Origin of the sequence: Mesorhizobium sp. ES1-6 (assembly GCF_020164775.1) — a bacterium.
Classification (GTDB): domain Bacteria; phylum Pseudomonadota; class Alphaproteobacteria; order Rhizobiales; family Rhizobiaceae; genus Mesorhizobium.
In genome coordinates this window covers 93,006-109,582 of record NZ_JAIUGU010000002.1, presented here as the reverse complement: position 1 = coordinate 109,582, position 16,577 = coordinate 93,006, and the positions used below count along the sequence as shown (strand labels likewise).

At 62.5% G+C, this 16,577-nt stretch carries 14 protein-coding genes; 13 read left to right on the top strand and 1 reads right to left on the bottom strand.

Annotated elements, in window-relative coordinates; genetic code table 11:
• The first annotated feature begins 8 nt into the window (after positions 1-8).
• The 6 genes from LB564_RS05290 (at position 9) to LB564_RS05265 (ending at position 7,323) form a co-directional block, all read left to right on the top strand.
• Positions 9-890 (top strand): carbohydrate ABC transporter permease, encoded by an 882-nt coding sequence (locus LB564_RS05290; protein WP_224535613.1) that lies wholly within the window; start codon positions 9-11, stop codon positions 888-890.
• Between the two features lie 62 nt (positions 891-952).
• On the top strand, positions 953-2,035 hold the full coding sequence (locus LB564_RS05285; protein WP_224535611.1) for an ABC transporter ATP-binding protein: 1,083 nt from the start codon (positions 953-955) through the stop codon (positions 2,033-2,035).
• Between the two features lie 67 nt (positions 2,036-2,102).
• Complete coding sequence (locus tag LB564_RS05280; protein ID WP_224535609.1) at positions 2,103-3,464, top strand: hypothetical protein; 1,362 nt, start codon at positions 2,103-2,105, stop codon at positions 3,462-3,464.
• Positions 3,465-3,497: 33 nt separating this feature from the next.
• Positions 3,498-4,835: a DegT/DnrJ/EryC1/StrS family aminotransferase gene (locus tag LB564_RS05275; protein ID WP_224535607.1), complete on the top strand. Its 1,338-nt coding sequence runs from the start codon at positions 3,498-3,500 to the stop codon at positions 4,833-4,835.
• 471 nt (positions 4,836-5,306) lie between these two features.
• Positions 5,307-6,188, top strand: a complete 882-nt coding sequence (locus tag LB564_RS05270) for an SDR family oxidoreductase (protein ID WP_224535605.1) — start codon at positions 5,307-5,309, stop codon at positions 6,186-6,188.
• Between the two features lie 103 nt (positions 6,189-6,291).
• Positions 6,292-7,323 carry a Gfo/Idh/MocA family protein gene (locus LB564_RS05265; protein ID WP_224535604.1) on the top strand — a complete coding sequence of 344 codons (1,032 nt, stop codon included), beginning with the start codon at positions 6,292-6,294 and terminating at the stop codon, positions 7,321-7,323.
• A gap of 80 nt (positions 7,324-7,403) precedes the next feature.
• Here LB564_RS05265 and LB564_RS05260 read toward each other — a convergent pair whose 3' ends face one another.
• Positions 7,404-8,435 carry a LacI family DNA-binding transcriptional regulator gene (locus LB564_RS05260; RefSeq protein WP_224535602.1) on the bottom strand — a complete coding sequence of 344 codons (1,032 nt, stop codon included), beginning with the start codon at positions 8,433-8,435 and terminating at the stop codon, positions 7,404-7,406.
• Positions 8,436-8,617: 182 nt separating this feature from the next.
• Here LB564_RS05260 and LB564_RS05255 point away from each other — a divergent pair, with 182 nt between their 5' ends.
• From LB564_RS05255 to LB564_RS05225, 7 genes are all read left to right on the top strand, one after another.
• Complete coding sequence (locus LB564_RS05255) at positions 8,618-9,838, top strand: CaiB/BaiF CoA transferase family protein (RefSeq protein WP_224535601.1); 1,221 nt, start codon at positions 8,618-8,620, stop codon at positions 9,836-9,838.
• Complete coding sequence (locus LB564_RS05250; RefSeq protein WP_224536654.1) at positions 9,838-10,668, top strand: 3-ketoacyl-ACP reductase; 831 nt, start codon at positions 9,838-9,840, stop codon at positions 10,666-10,668. The genes LB564_RS05255 and LB564_RS05250 overlap by 1 nt, the downstream gene beginning before the upstream one ends.
• Before the next feature lie 48 nt (positions 10,669-10,716).
• Positions 10,717-12,207 carry a sugar ABC transporter ATP-binding protein gene (locus LB564_RS05245; RefSeq protein ID WP_224535599.1) on the top strand — a complete coding sequence of 497 codons (1,491 nt, stop codon included), beginning with the start codon at positions 10,717-10,719 and terminating at the stop codon, positions 12,205-12,207.
• 10 nt (positions 12,208-12,217) lie between these two features.
• Positions 12,218-13,687 carry an aldehyde dehydrogenase family protein gene (locus tag LB564_RS05240; RefSeq protein ID WP_224535597.1) on the top strand — a complete coding sequence of 490 codons (1,470 nt, stop codon included), beginning with the start codon at positions 12,218-12,220 and terminating at the stop codon, positions 13,685-13,687.
• Positions 13,688-13,696: 9 nt separating this feature from the next.
• Positions 13,697-14,518 (top strand): HAD family hydrolase, encoded by an 822-nt coding sequence (locus tag LB564_RS05235; protein ID WP_224535595.1) that lies wholly within the window; start codon positions 13,697-13,699, stop codon positions 14,516-14,518.
• Between the two features lie 16 nt (positions 14,519-14,534).
• Positions 14,535-15,527, top strand: coding sequence for an ABC transporter permease (locus LB564_RS05230; RefSeq protein ID WP_224535593.1), 993 nt, complete (start codon positions 14,535-14,537; stop codon positions 15,525-15,527).
• A gap of 69 nt (positions 15,528-15,596) precedes the next feature.
• Positions 15,597-16,550, top strand: coding sequence for a substrate-binding domain-containing protein (locus LB564_RS05225; protein ID WP_224535591.1), 954 nt, complete (start codon positions 15,597-15,599; stop codon positions 16,548-16,550).
• Positions 16,551-16,577 lie beyond the last annotated feature (27 nt).

Below are 16,577 nucleotides of genomic sequence, written 5' to 3'. Positions count from 1 at the left end.
AGTCCCCGATGTCCAGTCTGGCCGTTTCCGGTCTTCCCGCCCAAGAGAGCCGCAGGGTCATGGGTATTTCTGCCGGGAGGCTGGGCTATGTGGCGCTTGCAGCCCTTGTGGCACTGCTTTTCGCGTTCCCGGTGCTGTTCATGATCACCTCGAGCTTCAAGGCGGAATGGGAAGTCCAGGCCATTCCGGTTCACTGGCTGCCGCACGACTTCCAGGGCCTGGGCCGGTATGTCCATGCAGCGGAACTCGCTCCGCTGTGGCGCTATTTCTTCAACAGCGCGATCATGTCCGTAACGAATGTCGTGGTTACATGCTTCTTCAGTGCGCTGGCCGGCTATGGCTTTGCCAAGTTCAGGTTTCCCGGCAGGACTTTCCTGTTCTATTTCATCATTGCGACGATGATGATCCCGCTGCAGATCCTTGTCGTTCCGCTTTTTGTCGAGATACGCGCGTTCGGGTGGCAGGACACCTATGCCGGGCTGATCGTGCCAGGCATCATGAATGCGTTCGGCGTGTTCATGATGCGCCAGTATGCGGGCGAGCTTCCGACTGAACTCATAGAGGCGGGCAGGATGGATGGCGCAGGTGAATGGGTCCTCTTCCTCAGGATCGTCCTGCCCCTTCTGGTGCCGGCCCTGACGAGTCTCGGGATCATCATCTTCATCTGGAGCTGGGGCAACTTCCTGTGGCCTCTGGTGGCAGTCCAGGATCGCGATCTGACGGTCCTGGCAGTCGGTCTCACGAACTACACCCAGCCGTACAACAGCGGCATGCAGTGGGCAGCAGCAATGGCTGCCTCGACAGTGGCAACACTCCCGATCGCCGCGATCTTTCTCTTTCTCCAGCGCTATTTCATCAAGGGTCTGACAGCGGGGGCCGTCAAGGGTTGAGGCACCAGCGCCGGCGGCGGCTGAAGCTGTCGGGAACATGAACCGGAAGGACGGACACGACGATGGGTGAAGTCGAACTCAGGGGCGTCGGCAAACGATATGGTACTGTCGAGGCCATCAGGTCAGTTGATCTCAGGGTTGCGGACGGAGAGTTCTGCGCCCTGCTTGGACCATCGGGATGTGGCAAGTCGACCCTGCTGCGCATGATCGCCGGTCTCGAGGTGACCAGCAGCGGCAGGGTTTTCGTGGATGGGGTCGATGTCACCGCCGTGAAGCCGGCGAAGCGCCGCATCGCCATGGTTTTCCAGTCCTACGCGCTCTATCCGCACATGACTGTCCGGCAGAACATCGCCTTCTCCCTGAGTGTCGCAAAGATGCCGAAAAACCTGATTGGCCAGCGCACGGACGAAGTGGCGCGCATCCTTCATCTCCATGACCTGCTTGACCGCCGGCCAGCCGAGCTTTCGGGAGGGCAGCGGCAGCGTGTGGCGATCGGGCGCGCTCTGGTCCGCGAGCCGGAGGTATTCCTGTTCGACGAACCGCTTTCCAATCTTGATGCCATGCTGCGTGTCCAGATGAGAATCGAACTTGCGAAGCTCCACCAGACGCTTTCGGCAACCATGATTTACGTCACCCACGACCAGGTCGAGGCGATGACCCTGGCTGACAGGATTGTCGTTCTCGATCGGGGGCGTATCTCGCAGGTCGGCACTCCGATGGAACTGTACAGCCGGCCGGCAAACAGGTTTGTCGCCTCCTTCATCGGCGCTCCGACGATGAATTTCATACCGGCCGAGCCACGGGCGCTTGCAGGCCGGGAGGCGGTTGTCGGCCTGCGCGGTGGCGGAGAGATAAGGATCGCCACGCGCACCGGCGTCGCGAACGGTTCTGCCGGCTTCGAGGTAGGCATAAGACCGGAGCACCTGCGGCTTGGCGATGGCAGCGATGCTCGCTCGACCCTTGGCGGCACAGTCGAGATACTCGAGCGGCTCGGCAATGCAACCGTAGTCTATCTCGACACGCCTGCGGGACCGATTGTCGTGCAGGACGACGGCGAAGTCAGGCTCAAGGCTGGTGACCAAGTCGGCGTGATCATTGACCCGGAACGCGTCCATCTTTTTTCGGCCGACAGTTCCGTCGTCTGAGCTGCAGATTGCCACGTCCGCCGCGGCCGGCCTGACAGGCGCTGCATTCTTGAAACGGAGTATTTCGATGGTGGTCAGTGTTTCGGACGCCGGAGCGCGATTGCTGGCAGGGTTCGGCAAGGTGGAAATTTCTGCCAGCGCCAAAGGGGCGGAGCTCGTGGGCTATCCCTATCGCGGGGGCGGGGCTCTTTCTGTCCGTGATCCCCTTTTTGCCCGGGCGCTCGTCATGCAGTACGGAACCGGGCAGGTGGCGATCTGCTCGCTTGATGTGCTGTATGTGAACGAGGACATTGTCGAGGCAGCAAGAACGCAGATCGCCAATGATACAGGCATCAGGCCAGAACGCGTTTTTGTCTCGGCATCCCACACACACAGCGGTCCATTCGATGACGACCCGGCCTGCTGGCCGGAAGGCCTTCACGCGAAAATCTCCGAGTCCGTAGCTGAAGCGCAACGCCGGCTCGAGCCAGCCCGGATTGGCGCAGGGTTCGGCATGCTCTACGGGCACTCGCTAAACCGCCGCCGGCTCGAGGATCCTGTCGATCCGGCGGTGTTCGTCATGCGCATCGATGACATGCGGGGCAGGGCCCTCGGCGCATACTACGGTTTCGGGTGTCATCCTGTGGTTCTTGGGCCTGACATCCGGCATGTATCGGGAGACTGGGTTTCGAGCGCGGCCCGGACCATCGAGAGCGCTCTTGGCGGGGAGGCGGTTGCGGTGTTTGGCCAGGGCGCGTCAGGCGACGTAAACCCGCTGACTGGCGGCGTCAGGAAGCGGTTTGCCGAATCGAGAACTGTCCAGGCACGAATTCACGAGCTGCCTCTTGCTGGAGAAAGCCATTACTATGGCAATCCTGACGGTACAGTGGACCAGTTCGACATTGGCGACCGTACCGGCGGAAGCTTTGCGGAAGCCGGGCGGCTCGGGAAGGCGGTTGCAGCAGAGGTCCTGCGGGTTCACCGTGGCATATCGTTCAGCGATGTCACCGGTCTGTGGACCGCCCGGATAACGGCAGGAGGATCCCCGTCTGCCGCTGCGGGGCCGGCAGCTGAAGATCCCTGGCAGGGCCGTGGCGACCGCGTCCGGCCGCGCGTCGGGCCCGGACGGCCGCTTGAAGTGATGGTTCTGGCCATAGAAGGACCGGACATCATGCTGGTTGGGCAGCCTGGAGAAGTCTTCAGCGAAACCGGGATCGGCCTGCGGCGGGAACTGCGTCAGGCAGGGATCAGGCATCCGTTCGTTGTGGGTTATGCGAACGGATGGCGGGCCTACCTTCCTCCCGCGCGCGCCTTCCCGGAAGGAGGCTACGAGGTCCTGTGGGCCCTCGAAATGGGTACGCCCGAATCCCTGCAGGAGGAGATCCGCGCAGGCGTCCTCAAGATTCTGGATGACCGCCGGCAGGCGGAGACGGAACGCCAGGGTGCCTGACGGCCAGGCGGGCGGTCCCGTACCCCGGTAAAAGTGGTCGGACCCGCCCTGGGGGATTGGTCCTTTCAACTTCCGGCTTCCGGACCCAGTATCGCGATCATCAAGTCACGGAGACGTCAAATGTACATTGCCGGTGAAGCCGAGATCGAGGCGATAGCACGCGTCATCAGATCAGGTGCCCTGTTTCGATATCGGGAAGACAGCGAGTGCGAGAAGTTTGAAACGCGCTATGCCGCGTATCTCGGAGCGAAGGAGTTCATGCTTTCGGTAAGCGGAACGTTCGGCCTTTATGCCGGACTCATCGGGCTGGGTATCGGACCTGGCGACGAGGTGCTTGTTCCTGCGCACACCTATATGGCAACCGCAACCGCGGTGCTGTCCGTCGGCGCGATCCCGGTCATCGTTGACATCGACGAGAGCCTGACCATCGATCCGGCAGCCCTTCGCGACGCCATCGGTCCCCGGACCCGTGCGGTCATTCCTGTCCATATGTGGGGCGCTGCCTGCAACATGAACGAAATCATGGAGATTGCTGCAAAGCGCAGGCTCCTGGTGCTCGAGGACGCCTGCCAGGCAATTGGCGGGGCCTACGAAGGACGCAGGCTTGGCGGCATCGGCGATGCCGGCGCCTTCAGCTTCAACTACTTCAAGAACATCACGGCCGGAGAGGCCGGTGGTCTCGCCACAAGCGATCCGAAGGTCGCCGAACGCGCCAGGGCGGCAATTGATCCGTGCAATTTCTACTGGCAGGGCCGGACCGACAGCATCAGGCCGTTTGCCGGCGTCGGCGCGCGTGCCTCGGAGATCACGGGAGCGATGCTCAACGTCCAGCTGGATCGTCTCGACCCCATGATAGAGGCGATGCGCCACGAGAAGAAGCGCATCCTTGCAGGTACCAGTCAGGTGGGAAACATCGGGCTTGCCGCATCGCCGATGAACAGCCCGGACGAGGACTGTGCCACGCAGGTCATGTACCTGCTGCCGACAGAGGACGCGGCGCAGAAGTTCGTCAAGACCACTCCCGCAGTGATTGCCGGCAAGACCGGACGCCACAATTTCACGCAGTGGGATCAGGTTCTCACCCATGAGGGAGCGCACCATCCCGCACTCAATCCATATCGCCTTCCCGAGAACCGCGGCTGCCGGACCGAATACCCCGAGGGCCTTGGAAAGCGGTCGCTTGATATCGTCAACCGGACGGTGATGATTGCTACCCATCCGCTGCACGGTGATGGAGAAATCGCCGACACGATCCACAACATCAACGCCGCGGCCCGCGTGGTCCTGGAAAATGCCTCGCTTGACGATGTCTCGCTGAGGTCGGTCGCCCCGGTTGACCTGGGCAAATATGACGGAGCGCGCACAGCGTAGCCTGTACCAGTCAAAGCGTCGGTGATTCCCAAGCCGCTGGCGCAGCCCTTGCCTGTTGCGGTTCGATCGCGGCCTGGGGCAAGGGCAACCCATCCATGGCGGGACGGCTCGTGCCCGGTAATCCTCCCCACGAGCAATGCCCGCAGCATTGCGGGCGTTGACAGATCATGAAAGACCTGAAAGAAATCGTTTTCTCATCCGTCTCCTTTAATAGCACGGCCTTTAGGGTGTGTTACCGGGCAAAGACGAAAACGATTTCAGTGGCGGCAGATCTGCGGGGAGCTGGTGCGGTTGGCAAAAGTCGAACAGGAGTGCCTCGAAAGCGCTATGTTCCTGGCATCCCGGATCACCAGCGAGAAAAGGGGACCGCTTTTACTTTCCGGATTCGCCGTACTGGTCGACAGTGCCGCTCGTCCGGCGTTCGGTGGATGGCGTCAGGGCTGTCAGCAACTCATAGTGGATGCGTGAATCATGTCGGTGGATACAGGAAATGCAGCCGGCCAGACCGGCAACAGTTTCAGCCGGTTCGACGGCAAGGTCGCGATCGTGACAGGATCAACCCAGGGGCTGGGAGAGGCCATATGCGAGCTGATGGTGGCCAGAGGCCTGTCCGGCCTTGTCATTACCGGCAGGAACAGGGAGCGCGGCGAGGCCGTAGCCGGCCGCTTGCGGGCGGCAGGATGCCGGACGGTCTTCGTCCCTGCGGACCTGTCCAGACATGGGGAAGTCCTCGGGATCGTCGAGGCCTGCGACAGGGAATTCGGCCGTGTGGACATTCTGGTGAATGCTGCCGGCAACACGGACCGGGGGACCATCCTCGACACGGAGGAAGCCCTCTATGACCAGATTTTTGCCACCAATGTGAAGGCGCCATTCTACCTGATGCAGAAGGCTCTCGGGATCATGGTCCGGGAAAACATCAGAGGTTCGGTAGTCAACATCATCTCGATGAGCGCCCATGGCGGCCAGTCCTTCCTGTCTGCCTACTGCGCGGCGAAAGGTGCCCTCGTCACCCTTACCAGGAACACCGGTTTCTCGATGATGCGTCACGGGTGCCGGGTGAACGGCCTCTGCATCGGATGGATGTACACACCGGGCGAGGAACAGACGATGCGCAGATGGCACAATGCGCAGGACGGCTGGCGGGAAGAGGCTGAGGCAAAGCTGCCGATCGGCCGCATGCTGGAAACCGGTGAGGTCGCGCGGGCTGTGGCATTTCTCTGCGCGGCGGAGTCCGGGATGATGACCGGTTCGGTTGTCGATTACGACCAGTCCATCCCGGGATGTTTCGATGCTGTACCCCAGCCGCCTGACATCCCCCTGGGCATCCAGGCAAAGCCGCCAGTAGGCTGACTAGCCTCCAGGTCAGACGCTGTCATCACCCCGCCGGCATGACCTCAGCGTAGCTGGCGTAACGGCAGGCGCGCGTGCTGCGCCCTGCGTTACGCCGGCACTGTTGCCGATCGTCGGACAGAGGCCGCTTGACGGGCATCCACAGGAGAATGGCATGTTGAGGATTGGAATACTCGGAGCCGCGCGCGTCGCCCCGATGGCCATACTGGAGCCCGGCGCCAGGCGAAAGGATGTGGAGGTTGTAGCGGTAGCGGCCGAACGCCCCGGAAGTGCAGCAGCATTTGCCAGCCAGCATGGCATCCGCAAGGCCTACAGCCGCTATGAAGACCTGATCGCCGACGCCGGGATCGACCTGATCTACAATGCCCTGCCACCACACCGCCATGCCGCGCTTTCGATCATGGCTCTCGAAAGCGGAAAGCATGTCCTCTGCGAGAAGCCCTTCGCCATGAATGCTGCCGAGGCAAGGCAGATGGCCGAGACCGGCGAGCGCGTGGGGCGAAGGGTCATCGAGGCATTTCACGACCGCCATCACCCGGTGTTTCTCCATCTTCTGGATCTGGCTGCTTCGGGGCGGCTTGGCCGCATCAGGTTTCTGAAAGGCGTTTTCAATCACACCATTCAGAATGCTGCGGGCGAGTTCCGCCACAGTCCGGCGCAGGGGGGCGGCGCGCTGATGGACCTTGGCTGCTACCCGCTGCACTGGTGCCGCTCGCTTGTGAACGAGGAACCCGAGATCATTTCGGCTGCGGCCGTCGTCACTGCTTCAGGTGTCGACGAGGAAATCACCGCCCGGCTTGCATTTCCGTGCGGCGTGGAGGCCGAAATAGAGGCGCGCATGTCACCGGGGTGGCACATGCATGCCCGCTTCGAGATTGAGGCCGAGCGCGGATCGGTCGTGCTCGTCAACAGCCTGCTGCCGCACAGGGGGCATTCGGTGATCGAGCGCCTTGATGGCCGGCTGAAGGAGCATACCGTGGCCGGCGGCACCACATTTGACTACCAGCTAGACATGGTTGTCAGGGCCATTACGGAGGGTGGTCCGGTTCCGACAGAGGGATCCGGTCCTGTCGGAAACATGACGGCCATCGATGCAGTCTACGCGGCGGCAGGCATGTCGCCGCGAGGGACATGAGAAGGACGCCCGCGGGCTGCTCTGGGGAAAGCGACCGCCTGGTCAGGCCGGCCAGGCGCGGAGCGCCCTGCCTGCGACATTTATTCGGCCAGTGTCCTGCTGGCCGGTCCGGTACTGCCGCGGACAATGAGACGGATCGAAAGGTCCCGCTGGCGCATGTGCCTTCTCTGCGTGGCCGAGGCAAGTATGTAGTCGGCAGCGAGCCGGCCCATGTCGCGTGCCGGCACCTCAAGCGTCGTCAGCTCCGGAGTTGTCAGTTCCGCAATCTCCAGATTGTCAAAACCCATGATGGAGATTTCTCCCGGCACCGCTATGCCGGCCTCGTGACAGTACTTTACGGCGCCGGCAGCCAGTATGTCGCTGCCACAGAAAATGGCAGTCGGGCGTGGTGAGCCTGCCATCAGCGTCTTCATCAGCGCCCGACCGTTCCCGACCCGGTAGGCGCCTTCCGCAACGGGGACGGAGGCTGGATCAATACCTGCCTTTTCGAGTTCGAGAAGAAAGCCGTCAACCCGGCCTTTTGCCCGGTCATTGTCCTGAGTAATGCCAGCGATCATGGCGAGCCGGGTGTGACCGAGATCCAGAAGATAGCGCGCCGCGGTCCGTCCTGCCTCCTCATTGCTGAAGCCGATGGCGGCTCCCGCCTCGGTTGGAGTAGAGGTATAGGTGAAGACGTAGGCCACCCGCTTCTGCTCCAGCATGGCGAGCGTCTGTGGCCGGTGCCTTGCGCCAACCAGAACGATTGATTCTGCGCCCCGTTCCACCAGCAGCTTTGCCTGCTCGTACTCGAGGTCTATGTCGTAGGTCGAAGTATTGAGGATCAGGGAGACTTCCTTTTCCGCAAGCCGCGCCTGCAGCCCGTCGACCATCGTTGCATAGATGGCATGATCAAGCGTCGGGATGATTGCGCCGACCAGCCGGGTGCGGGTGGAGCGCAGCGCGCGTGCGGATCCGTTGGGAACGTAGCGCAGGTCCGCAGCAGCCCGCAGGACCCGTTCGCGAACGCCTGTGTTCACGGTCGGATTGCCGTTGAGAACCCGTGAGACCGTGGCAGGCGAGCAGTCAGCCAGTCTGGCGACGTCAATGAGCTTGGCGCCTGCATCATCATCCATTCGGGGCAGTTCTCCAGTCGTCCGGTTCAAGAAACCGATTTCATAAACGGCATAGCTCACTTTCGCGGTGACTGCATCAATTTTCTGCCAAAGTCAGCAAGACCGCTTGACAGGCAGCGACAATTCCAAGAAAACGATTTCTCAAGGCGGCCAGGTCGAGCTGCCAGGTCAGGGAGTCAAGCATGCTGCTCAACGGCATCAGGGTCGTCAGTTTCTGCCATTTTCTGCAGGGTCCGGCAGGCGCGCAGTACCTTGCGGATATGGGCGCCGATGTGATCAAGGTCGAACCCGTCGATGGTGCGCATGAGCGCCACTGGTCCGGAGCCGATGTCTTCGTGGAGGGAATAAGCGGTTTCTATCTGTGTGCGAACCGCAACAAGCGTTCGATCGGCCTCGACCTCAAGAGCGACGCGGGCAGGGAAGTCGCCCGCCGCCTGATTGCCGGTGCTGATGTCGTGATGGAGAATTTCCGGCCGGGCGTGTTCGACCGGCTCGGCTTCAGCGAGGCCGAGCTGCGAAAGCTCAACCCTGAAGTGATCTTTGCATCTGCCAGCGGATTTGGCTCGACCGGGCCAATGGCCCAGAACCCGGGTCAGGATCTTCTTGCCCAGGCACGCTCCGGGCTGCTCAGCGTGACCGGAACGCCCGAGCGCGGACCGACGCCAGTCGGCGCGGCGATCGTTGACCAGCATGGAGGTGCCCTGCTGGCGCTGGGCATACTGGGTGCGCTTGTCCGCAGGCTGCGTGAGGGAAAAGGCACCCGCGTCGAGGCAAGCCTCATCAATTCGGCGATCGATCTGCAGGGAGAAGCGCTGGTGAACTTCTTCGCCGGCGGGATGACGCGCGAGGTGCTCGATCGCGAGAAGAATCTTGCAACCTGGTTTCATGCAGCCCCCTACGGCGTCTACCCGGCCCGGGATGGCAGCCTCGTCGTGTCGCTGTGTGATGCGGGCGTGCTTGCCGACGCGCTCGACAGTGAAGAACTGCGGGAAGTCGTGTCTTCCGACCGGTACCGCGAACGGGACGAATATGCCCGGCGGCTTGCCGGCGCCACCTCATCCTGGACGGTTGCCGAACTGGCCGCACGTTTTGATCGCCACGGCATCTGGTGGGCGCCGATAAACTACTATGACGACCTGCTGGCCGATCCTCAGCTGACCCACGCCCGGGTGTTCCGGGAGGTAAAGGTGCGCGGCCGCACCATCCATCTGGTCAACCATCCCAACCGCTATGACGGGGAAGTCCCTTCGCTGCGCGTCCTGGCGCTGGAGATCGGCGAGCATACAAGGGAGATCCTGGCCGAGCTCGGCTATTCCGGCGACGATGTGGCCGCTCTCCTGCAGAAGAAAGCCGTGGTCGCATCGCGCGACCTGGACGAAACCGCTGAAAGAAAGGCTTCGTGATGCTGGTCGAACAGCCCGATAGTATCGCGGAGCCGGTGCCGGTGCAGGGTGAACGCCTGCGCAGGGGGCTGGCCATCGTCACAGGCGGACGCCGCGGCATTGGCCGTGCGATCTGCTGCGAGCTTGCGGCAGCCGGCTTTGACGTTGCCGTGGTCGATGTGGTCGATGATGCGAGCGCCCATGACACAGTCGAAATCGTCCGCTCGGCGGGACGGAATGCCGGCTTTTACCGGCGTGACATTTCCGATACCGCAGACAATCCCGAATTTGTCGCGCGGATCGAAAACGACTTCGGCGCCGTGACCTGCCTGGTCAACAATGCCGGTATCCAGGTTGCCGTGCGGGGCGATCTTCTCGACGTGACCGTGGAGAGCTTCGACCGGCTGGTGGGCGTAAATCTGCGCGGTACCTTCTTCTTCACCCAGGCGGTTGCGCGCGCCATGCTGGCGCGACCCGAGCCTGGCTCCCGGGAGCGGTCGATCATAACGATCACGTCGGCCAATGCCGGACTGGTATCGCCCGAAAAGGGCCCCTACTGCATCTCCAAGGCGGGTCTTTCGATGGCCTCGCAGCAGTTTGCCGTCAGGCTTGCAGACGGGGGAATCCGGGTACACGAGATCCGCCCTGGCCTGATCCAGACCGACATGACTGCCGACGTCTTCGAAAAGTATTCCGCCCAGGTAGCGTCCGGCCAGCTCTCCGCCATACGACGCTGGGGTCAGCCCGGCGACATTGCCCGCGGCGTATCGGCGCTTGCCACCGGCGCCATCCCGTTCAGCACCGGCGATATCTACCACATTGGCGGTGGCATGCAGCTGCACCGCCTCTGATCCTTTTTTGAGTGTCCGAGAAAACGATTTCTTGAGCGAAGACCGATGATGACACCGATCCTTGAGATGAGGGGCATTCACAAGCGGTTCCCGGGCGTTCACGCCCTTAGGAACGTCAGCTTCGCGGTGAAAAAGGGAAGCGTTCACGGGGTGATCGGCGAAAATGGCGCCGGCAAATCGACGCTGATGCGGGTTCTGGCAGGCGCATTTCCGGCCAGCGAAGGTGACGTCCTCATTGACGGTTCGGTCGTGGCAGCACCTTCGCCGGAGCGCATGCTGCAGCTTGGCATCGCGGTGATCTACCAGGAGCTTGCCCAGACGCCACACCTGACGGTTGCGGAGAACATCCTGCTCGGAAGGTTGCCCCGCAGCCGGTTTGGGACGGTGGACTGGGGCCGGGTCACGCTGGAAGCCAGACAGTCTCTGGACCGGCTGGGGTTCAGGGTGGATCCGTCGGCGCGCCTTGACACCATCAGCGTTGCCCAGCGGCAGATGGTCGAAATTGCCAGGGCGATCGCGCGCAACGCCCGCATTGTCGTGCTCGACGAGCCTTCGGCCGTGCTTGGGGATGCCGAGCTTGAGCACCTGTTCACAACGATCCGCCGCCTCAGCCAGGAGCACGGGGTTTCCTTCATCTACATCACGCACCGGCTCAGGGAGCTTTACGAGATCTGCGACGATGTGACGGTGATGCGCGACGGGCAGGTTGTCGCGTCCATGCCGATCGCGGGTACGACCACAGCCGGCCTCATCCGCCAGATGGTCGGACGCGAGCTGAAGGACGTTTTTCCGCAACGCCGGGAGCCGGAAGACCAGGTCCGGCTGGAAGTCCGTAATCTTTCGCGCGAAGGTGTGCTCAGGGATATTTCCCTGACCGTCAGGCGTGGCGAGATTGTCGGTATCTGCGGACTTGCCGGTTCCGGCCGGACAGAGGTGCTGCGCGCCATAGCCGGTGCTGACCGCATCGATGGCGGCGAGATCAGGATCGATGACGTTCCGGTCGTCATAGACGGGCCGAGAAAGGGCCTGGCTCAGGGCGTTGGCCTGCTGCCTGAAGACCGCAAGACCGAGGGCCTCTTCCTCGACCAGTCGGTCGCATTCAACATTACCATTGCCGGTCTTGGCGGGATCACCGGTGGCGGCTTCATCAGGAAGGCCCGCGAGAACCGGCTTGTCTCGCAACTGGTAAAGTCGCTCCGGATCAAGACACCCGACAGCGCGACCAGGGTACGCAACCTCTCGGGCGGCAACCAGCAGAAATGCGTTCTTGCCAGACAGCTGCACGCCGGAACGAAAATCCTCCTCGTTGACGAGCCGACCAGAGGCGTCGATGTCGCGGCGAAACGCGAGATCTACGACCTGCTGGCTGATCTGACAGCCAGCCATGGCGCCAGTGTGCTGATGGTCTCGTCCGAGCTGCCTGAAATCCTCGGTCTCTGTCACCGCATCATCGTCATGCGCGAGGGCGCAATTGCCGCAGTGCTCGACGGCGCTGACGCAACCGAGGAGGCGATCATGGCTCACGCGGTCTGGAACTAGGAAAAAAACGATGCCGGTACGGACATACACTCAGTTCATAGGCGGGCAGCCGGTCGACGGCCCTGGCCGGGGCACGATCGAAAGGCGGTCTCCCTCCAGCGGTCTGCCAGTGGCCCGCTACTGCGAAGGAACCACTGACGACGTCGACCTTGCCGTCGATGCCGCAAGAGCAGCGTTCGAGGAAGGTCCGTGGCCGCGGCTCAGCGGGATGGAACGCGCCGTCATCCTGAACCGGCTTGCCGGTCTCATCCACGACAACAGGGACCGGCTGGTCCAGATTGAAGTCGAGGAAGCCGGCAAGCCGATACGTTTTGCCCGTGGCGACCTGGACGGCGCCGTCGGCCTGACGCGCTACGCCGCATCGCTTGCGATGCAGATGTCGGGGTCGACCTATACAAACCTCGGTCCCGACAGGACCGCCCTGCTGACGCGCGAGCCCATCGGGGTGGTCGCACTGGTGACTCCGTGGAACTTTCCGGCGCTGATCGTCGCGCAGAAGATGCCGTTTGCACTCGCGGCCGGCTGCACCGTGGTGCTGAAGCCTTCCGAGTTTACCTCCGGAACCGCGTTCGAGATAGCCGAACTGGCCACGCAGGCCGGAATTCCGGCCGGTGTGTTCAACGTCGTCAGCGGTTATGGGGCGACGGTCGGCGATCACCTGACTTCCCATCCAGGCGTGGACTTCGTTTCCTTCACCGGGTCGACACGGACGGGCCGGCAGGTGGTCGGAAATACTGCCCGCAACCTTGTGAAGTCGTCGGTCGAGCTTGGCGGAAAGTCGGCCAGTATCGTCTTCAGCGATGCTGATCTCGACGCGGCGGTCGATGGCGCACTGACGGGCGTCTTCTTCAACAATGGCGAATGCTGCATCTCGGGCTCCCGCCTGTTTGTCCAGTCATCCATCGCGGACGAGTTCGTGGCAAGGGTCGTCGACCGCTCCCGCAGGATCGTGGTGGGCGATCCTTTCGACGAGGCAACGGATATCGGCGCACTGATCGACGAGCGCCATCTCGACAGGGTCATGGGCTTTGTCAGGTCAGGCGTTGATGAAGGCGCGCAGCTGCTTCTTGGCGGCAGGCTTGCAGCAGGAACTGCCGGCCATTTCCTCGAAGCCACCATCTTTGACCGCGTCGATCCGAAGATGACGATCTTCCGGGAAGAGATTTTCGGACCGGTGCTCAGCATCACCCGTTTCGACACCGTCGAGGACGCGGTCCGACTGGCAAACGACACCACCTATGGCCTGTCAAACTACGTCTGGTCGAAGAACATAGACACGGTCCTGACCGTAAGCAGGCGGCTGAAAAGTGGCTGGGTGCAGGCCAATACTGCCATCGATGGAGCCCCGCAGCTTCCGCTCACCGGCGTGAAGGGCTCGGGCTTCGGCTACGAGATGGGGCAGGCCGGGTTTGAGGAATTTACCCAGCTGAAGACCCTGCTCATCCACACGGGACCCCGCGTCCCCGTCTTCCGGAACTGAGGCGGGAAGATGCCAGACCTTCGCCTCTTCGTCACCGATGTTGACCGGACGCTGCTTACGCATGATCACGCGCTTCCCTCGCGGGTCGCCGGCGCCCTGTCTGCGATGCAGGACGCCGGCGTGCGGGTGATCCTTGCAACGGCCCGCTCGCCGGCTGGCCTGCGGCCCTATGCAGAGCGCCTTCGCGCGTCAGACCTTGCCATCTGCTTCAACGGTGGCTGGATCGGGGACGTTTCGACCTCCACAGCGCTTTCCCGGCAGCCGATCGAAAGACGGATTGCACTGGAGGTGATGCAGGTGGCACAGGCGGCGGGCGCAAACCCGATGTGGTTCGGCAGTTCAGGCATTCATGTTCTTGACGATAGCGAACCGGTGGCCCGGGAAGCACGCATAACCAGCGAGTCGCTGGTTGTCGTATCGCATGTCGATGAACTGCCGGGCGAACCCGGCAAGATCATGTGCGTTGCCCTGGCTCCGTCGGCCGGTCGCGCTTTCGATCTCCTGCGGGAGCAGTTCGGTCCGCGCCTGTCGGTGTCGGCTTCTCACGCCCGGCTTCTCGAAATCGGACCGCCGGGTGTCTCGAAGCTTACCGCCGTGGAAGCTGTCGCCAGCTGGCTTGGCATCGCTCGCGAAGACTGTGCCGCAGCAGGTGATGCCGAAAACGACCTTGGAATGCTCGGCTGGGCCGGCACTGCAGTGACCGTGGAGAATGCCCTGCCTGAGGTCAGGAAGCTTGCCAGCTTCGTTGGCTCCTCCTGCGACAGCGGAGGTGTGGCGGACGGCATTGCATGGCTGATGAGCCGGCAGACGGCACAGGCGGAAGCATTCTGATGGGGAGGAACAGTATATGGAGATGATTGCCGGAAACGCGGCTGCTGGCCCGCCCGCGGGACCTGGTGCCAAGCTGCGCGGCTGGGCGCAGAGCCTGGGACTCCTGTGGGTCCTTCTGATCCTGTGCGCGGTCGCGGTCTATCTCTCGCCGAGCTTTGTCCAGACGGGCAATCTGCTCAATGTCGGCCGTCAGGTCGCGCTGTTCGGGATCGTGAGCGTCGGAATGACGTTTGTGATCCTCACGCGCGGGATCGACCTGTCGGTCGGATCAATTGTCGGCGTTGTCTCGGTAACGAGCGCGATGATGCTTGCCAGCGGAGTGCCGATACCGCTGGCCGTGGCCGCCGCCCTTGCCATGGGCGCGCTGTTCGGCGCGGTGAACGGGGCGGGCGTGGTGCTGCTGGGCATGCCGCCGTTCATCATGACACTTGGAACGCTGGTCATGGGCCGGGGCATCGCCATGACCATTGCCACAGGAGAGCCCCAGTCGCTCGGCGAGGCCGCCGACCGTTTCTACTTTCTGGGTGGCGGCTTCCTGCTCGGGATTCCGGTTCCCATCTGGATCTTTGTCGCCATTGCCGCCGCGGCATTCGTGGTCCTTCGCCACACCGCATTTGGCAGACAGATCTATGCCGTGGGGTCAAACGCGGAGGCTGCACGTCTTGCCGGCATCAACGTGCCGGGGGTCCTGCTTTCGGTCTACGTCATCTCGGGGGTGCTGTCGGCGCTGACGGCGCTGATATTCGTGTCGCGGCTCACCGTCGGTGAACCGACCGCCGGCACCAATCTCGAACTTGAGGCCATCTCGATTGTCGTGATCGGCGGCACGAGCCTCTTTGGCGGCGAGGGCGGGGTGATCGGAACCGTCATCGGGGCCGCAATCATCGCGCTGATGGCCAACATTCTCAACCTGCTCGGCATCTCGCCCTTCACCCAGCAGATCGTGAAGGGAGCGATCATCCTGGCTGCCGTCGGGTTCGAGGTCATGCGCCATCGCAGGGGCAGATAGAAATGCCCGCGGTGCGGATCTGGTCAATGGTGGCGAGAGCGCAGACGCAGGGAAGACCGGGAGGAAAACATGGAACTGACACGACGCAGGGCACTGACACTCATGGCTGGTACTGCTGCGATACCGATAGTGGGGAAGGTGGCCATTACCGGGGCTGCTGCTGACGGGAAGATCAGGATCGGGTTCAGCCAGTGCACGCTGAACCATCCCTGGCGGGTGGCGCAGACCAACGTCAACAAGGCCTATGCGGATACGAACCTCAAGGACGTCGAACTGGCCATCACCGACGGCAACAACGATTCAGGCAAACAGGTTTCCGACATCGAGAACCTGATCGCACAGGGCCCGAAGGTCCTGATCGTGTCGCCTCTGACCGCAGACGCGCTGACCCCGATTGTCAGGCAGGCGATGGAAGCAGGCATTCCCGTTGTGACGCTCGACCGCAAGGTCAACACGAAAGTGACGTGCCACATCGGTGCCCTCAATCTGCCGATCGGCGCTGCAGCAGCGGCCCTGCTGGCGAAGAAACTGGGCAGCAAGGGCGCGATCATCGAGCTGCAGGGCACGGCCGGCGCGTCGGCCACGACCGACCGCAACAAGGGCTTTGTCGACGAGCTCGGCAAGACGCCGGACCTGAAGATCGTCGCCACCCAGAACTGCGACTACACGCGCGACAAGGCGGTCAAGTTCATGGAGGACATGGTGCAGCGCTTTGGCGAAGGCCAGATCCAGGCCGTCTATGCGCATAATGATGAAATGGCGCTCGGCGCGATCCAGGTTCTCGAAGGTGCGGGACGCCTGAAGGATGTCCTCGTCGTCGGAATTGATGGCCAGAACAACGCCATCGAGGCAGTCGCTGCCGGCAGGCTCACGGCAACGTTCGTCTATCCGTTCTGCGCTCCCGAGGGCATCGAATATGCCTACAGGATTGCGAAGGGCGAGAAGGTGCCGGAGGTGGTGCTTCTGGAGTCGCTCGCCGTCACCTCCGAAAATGCCAAAGACATGATTGGCAAGGGTATCTGAACTTCCAGCATTCCCGGCCGCGACCCT

Coding starts and splice junctions, on each gene's coding strand:
- LB564_RS05230 (WP_224535593.1), top strand. CDS start 14,535: ATGGAGATGATTGCCGGAAACGCGGCTGCTGGCCCGCCCGCGGGACCT.
- LB564_RS05260 (WP_224535602.1), bottom strand. CDS start 8,435: ATGGATGATGATGCAGGCGCCAAGCTCATTGACGTCGCCAGACTGGCT.
- LB564_RS05285 (WP_224535611.1), top strand. CDS start 953: ATGGGTGAAGTCGAACTCAGGGGCGTCGGCAAACGATATGGTACTGTC.
- LB564_RS05250 (WP_224536654.1), top strand. CDS start 9,838: ATGCTGGTCGAACAGCCCGATAGTATCGCGGAGCCGGTGCCGGTGCAG.
- LB564_RS05290 (WP_224535613.1), top strand. CDS start 9: ATGTCCAGTCTGGCCGTTTCCGGTCTTCCCGCCCAAGAGAGCCGCAGG.
- LB564_RS05255 (WP_224535601.1), top strand. CDS start 8,618: ATGCTGCTCAACGGCATCAGGGTCGTCAGTTTCTGCCATTTTCTGCAG.
- LB564_RS05235 (WP_224535595.1), top strand. CDS start 13,697: ATGCCAGACCTTCGCCTCTTCGTCACCGATGTTGACCGGACGCTGCTT.
- LB564_RS05245 (WP_224535599.1), top strand. CDS start 10,717: ATGACACCGATCCTTGAGATGAGGGGCATTCACAAGCGGTTCCCGGGC.
- LB564_RS05280 (WP_224535609.1), top strand. CDS start 2,103: ATGGTGGTCAGTGTTTCGGACGCCGGAGCGCGATTGCTGGCAGGGTTC.
- LB564_RS05225 (WP_224535591.1), top strand. CDS start 15,597: ATGGAACTGACACGACGCAGGGCACTGACACTCATGGCTGGTACTGCT.
- LB564_RS05240 (WP_224535597.1), top strand. CDS start 12,218: ATGCCGGTACGGACATACACTCAGTTCATAGGCGGGCAGCCGGTCGAC.
- LB564_RS05270 (WP_224535605.1), top strand. CDS start 5,307: ATGTCGGTGGATACAGGAAATGCAGCCGGCCAGACCGGCAACAGTTTC.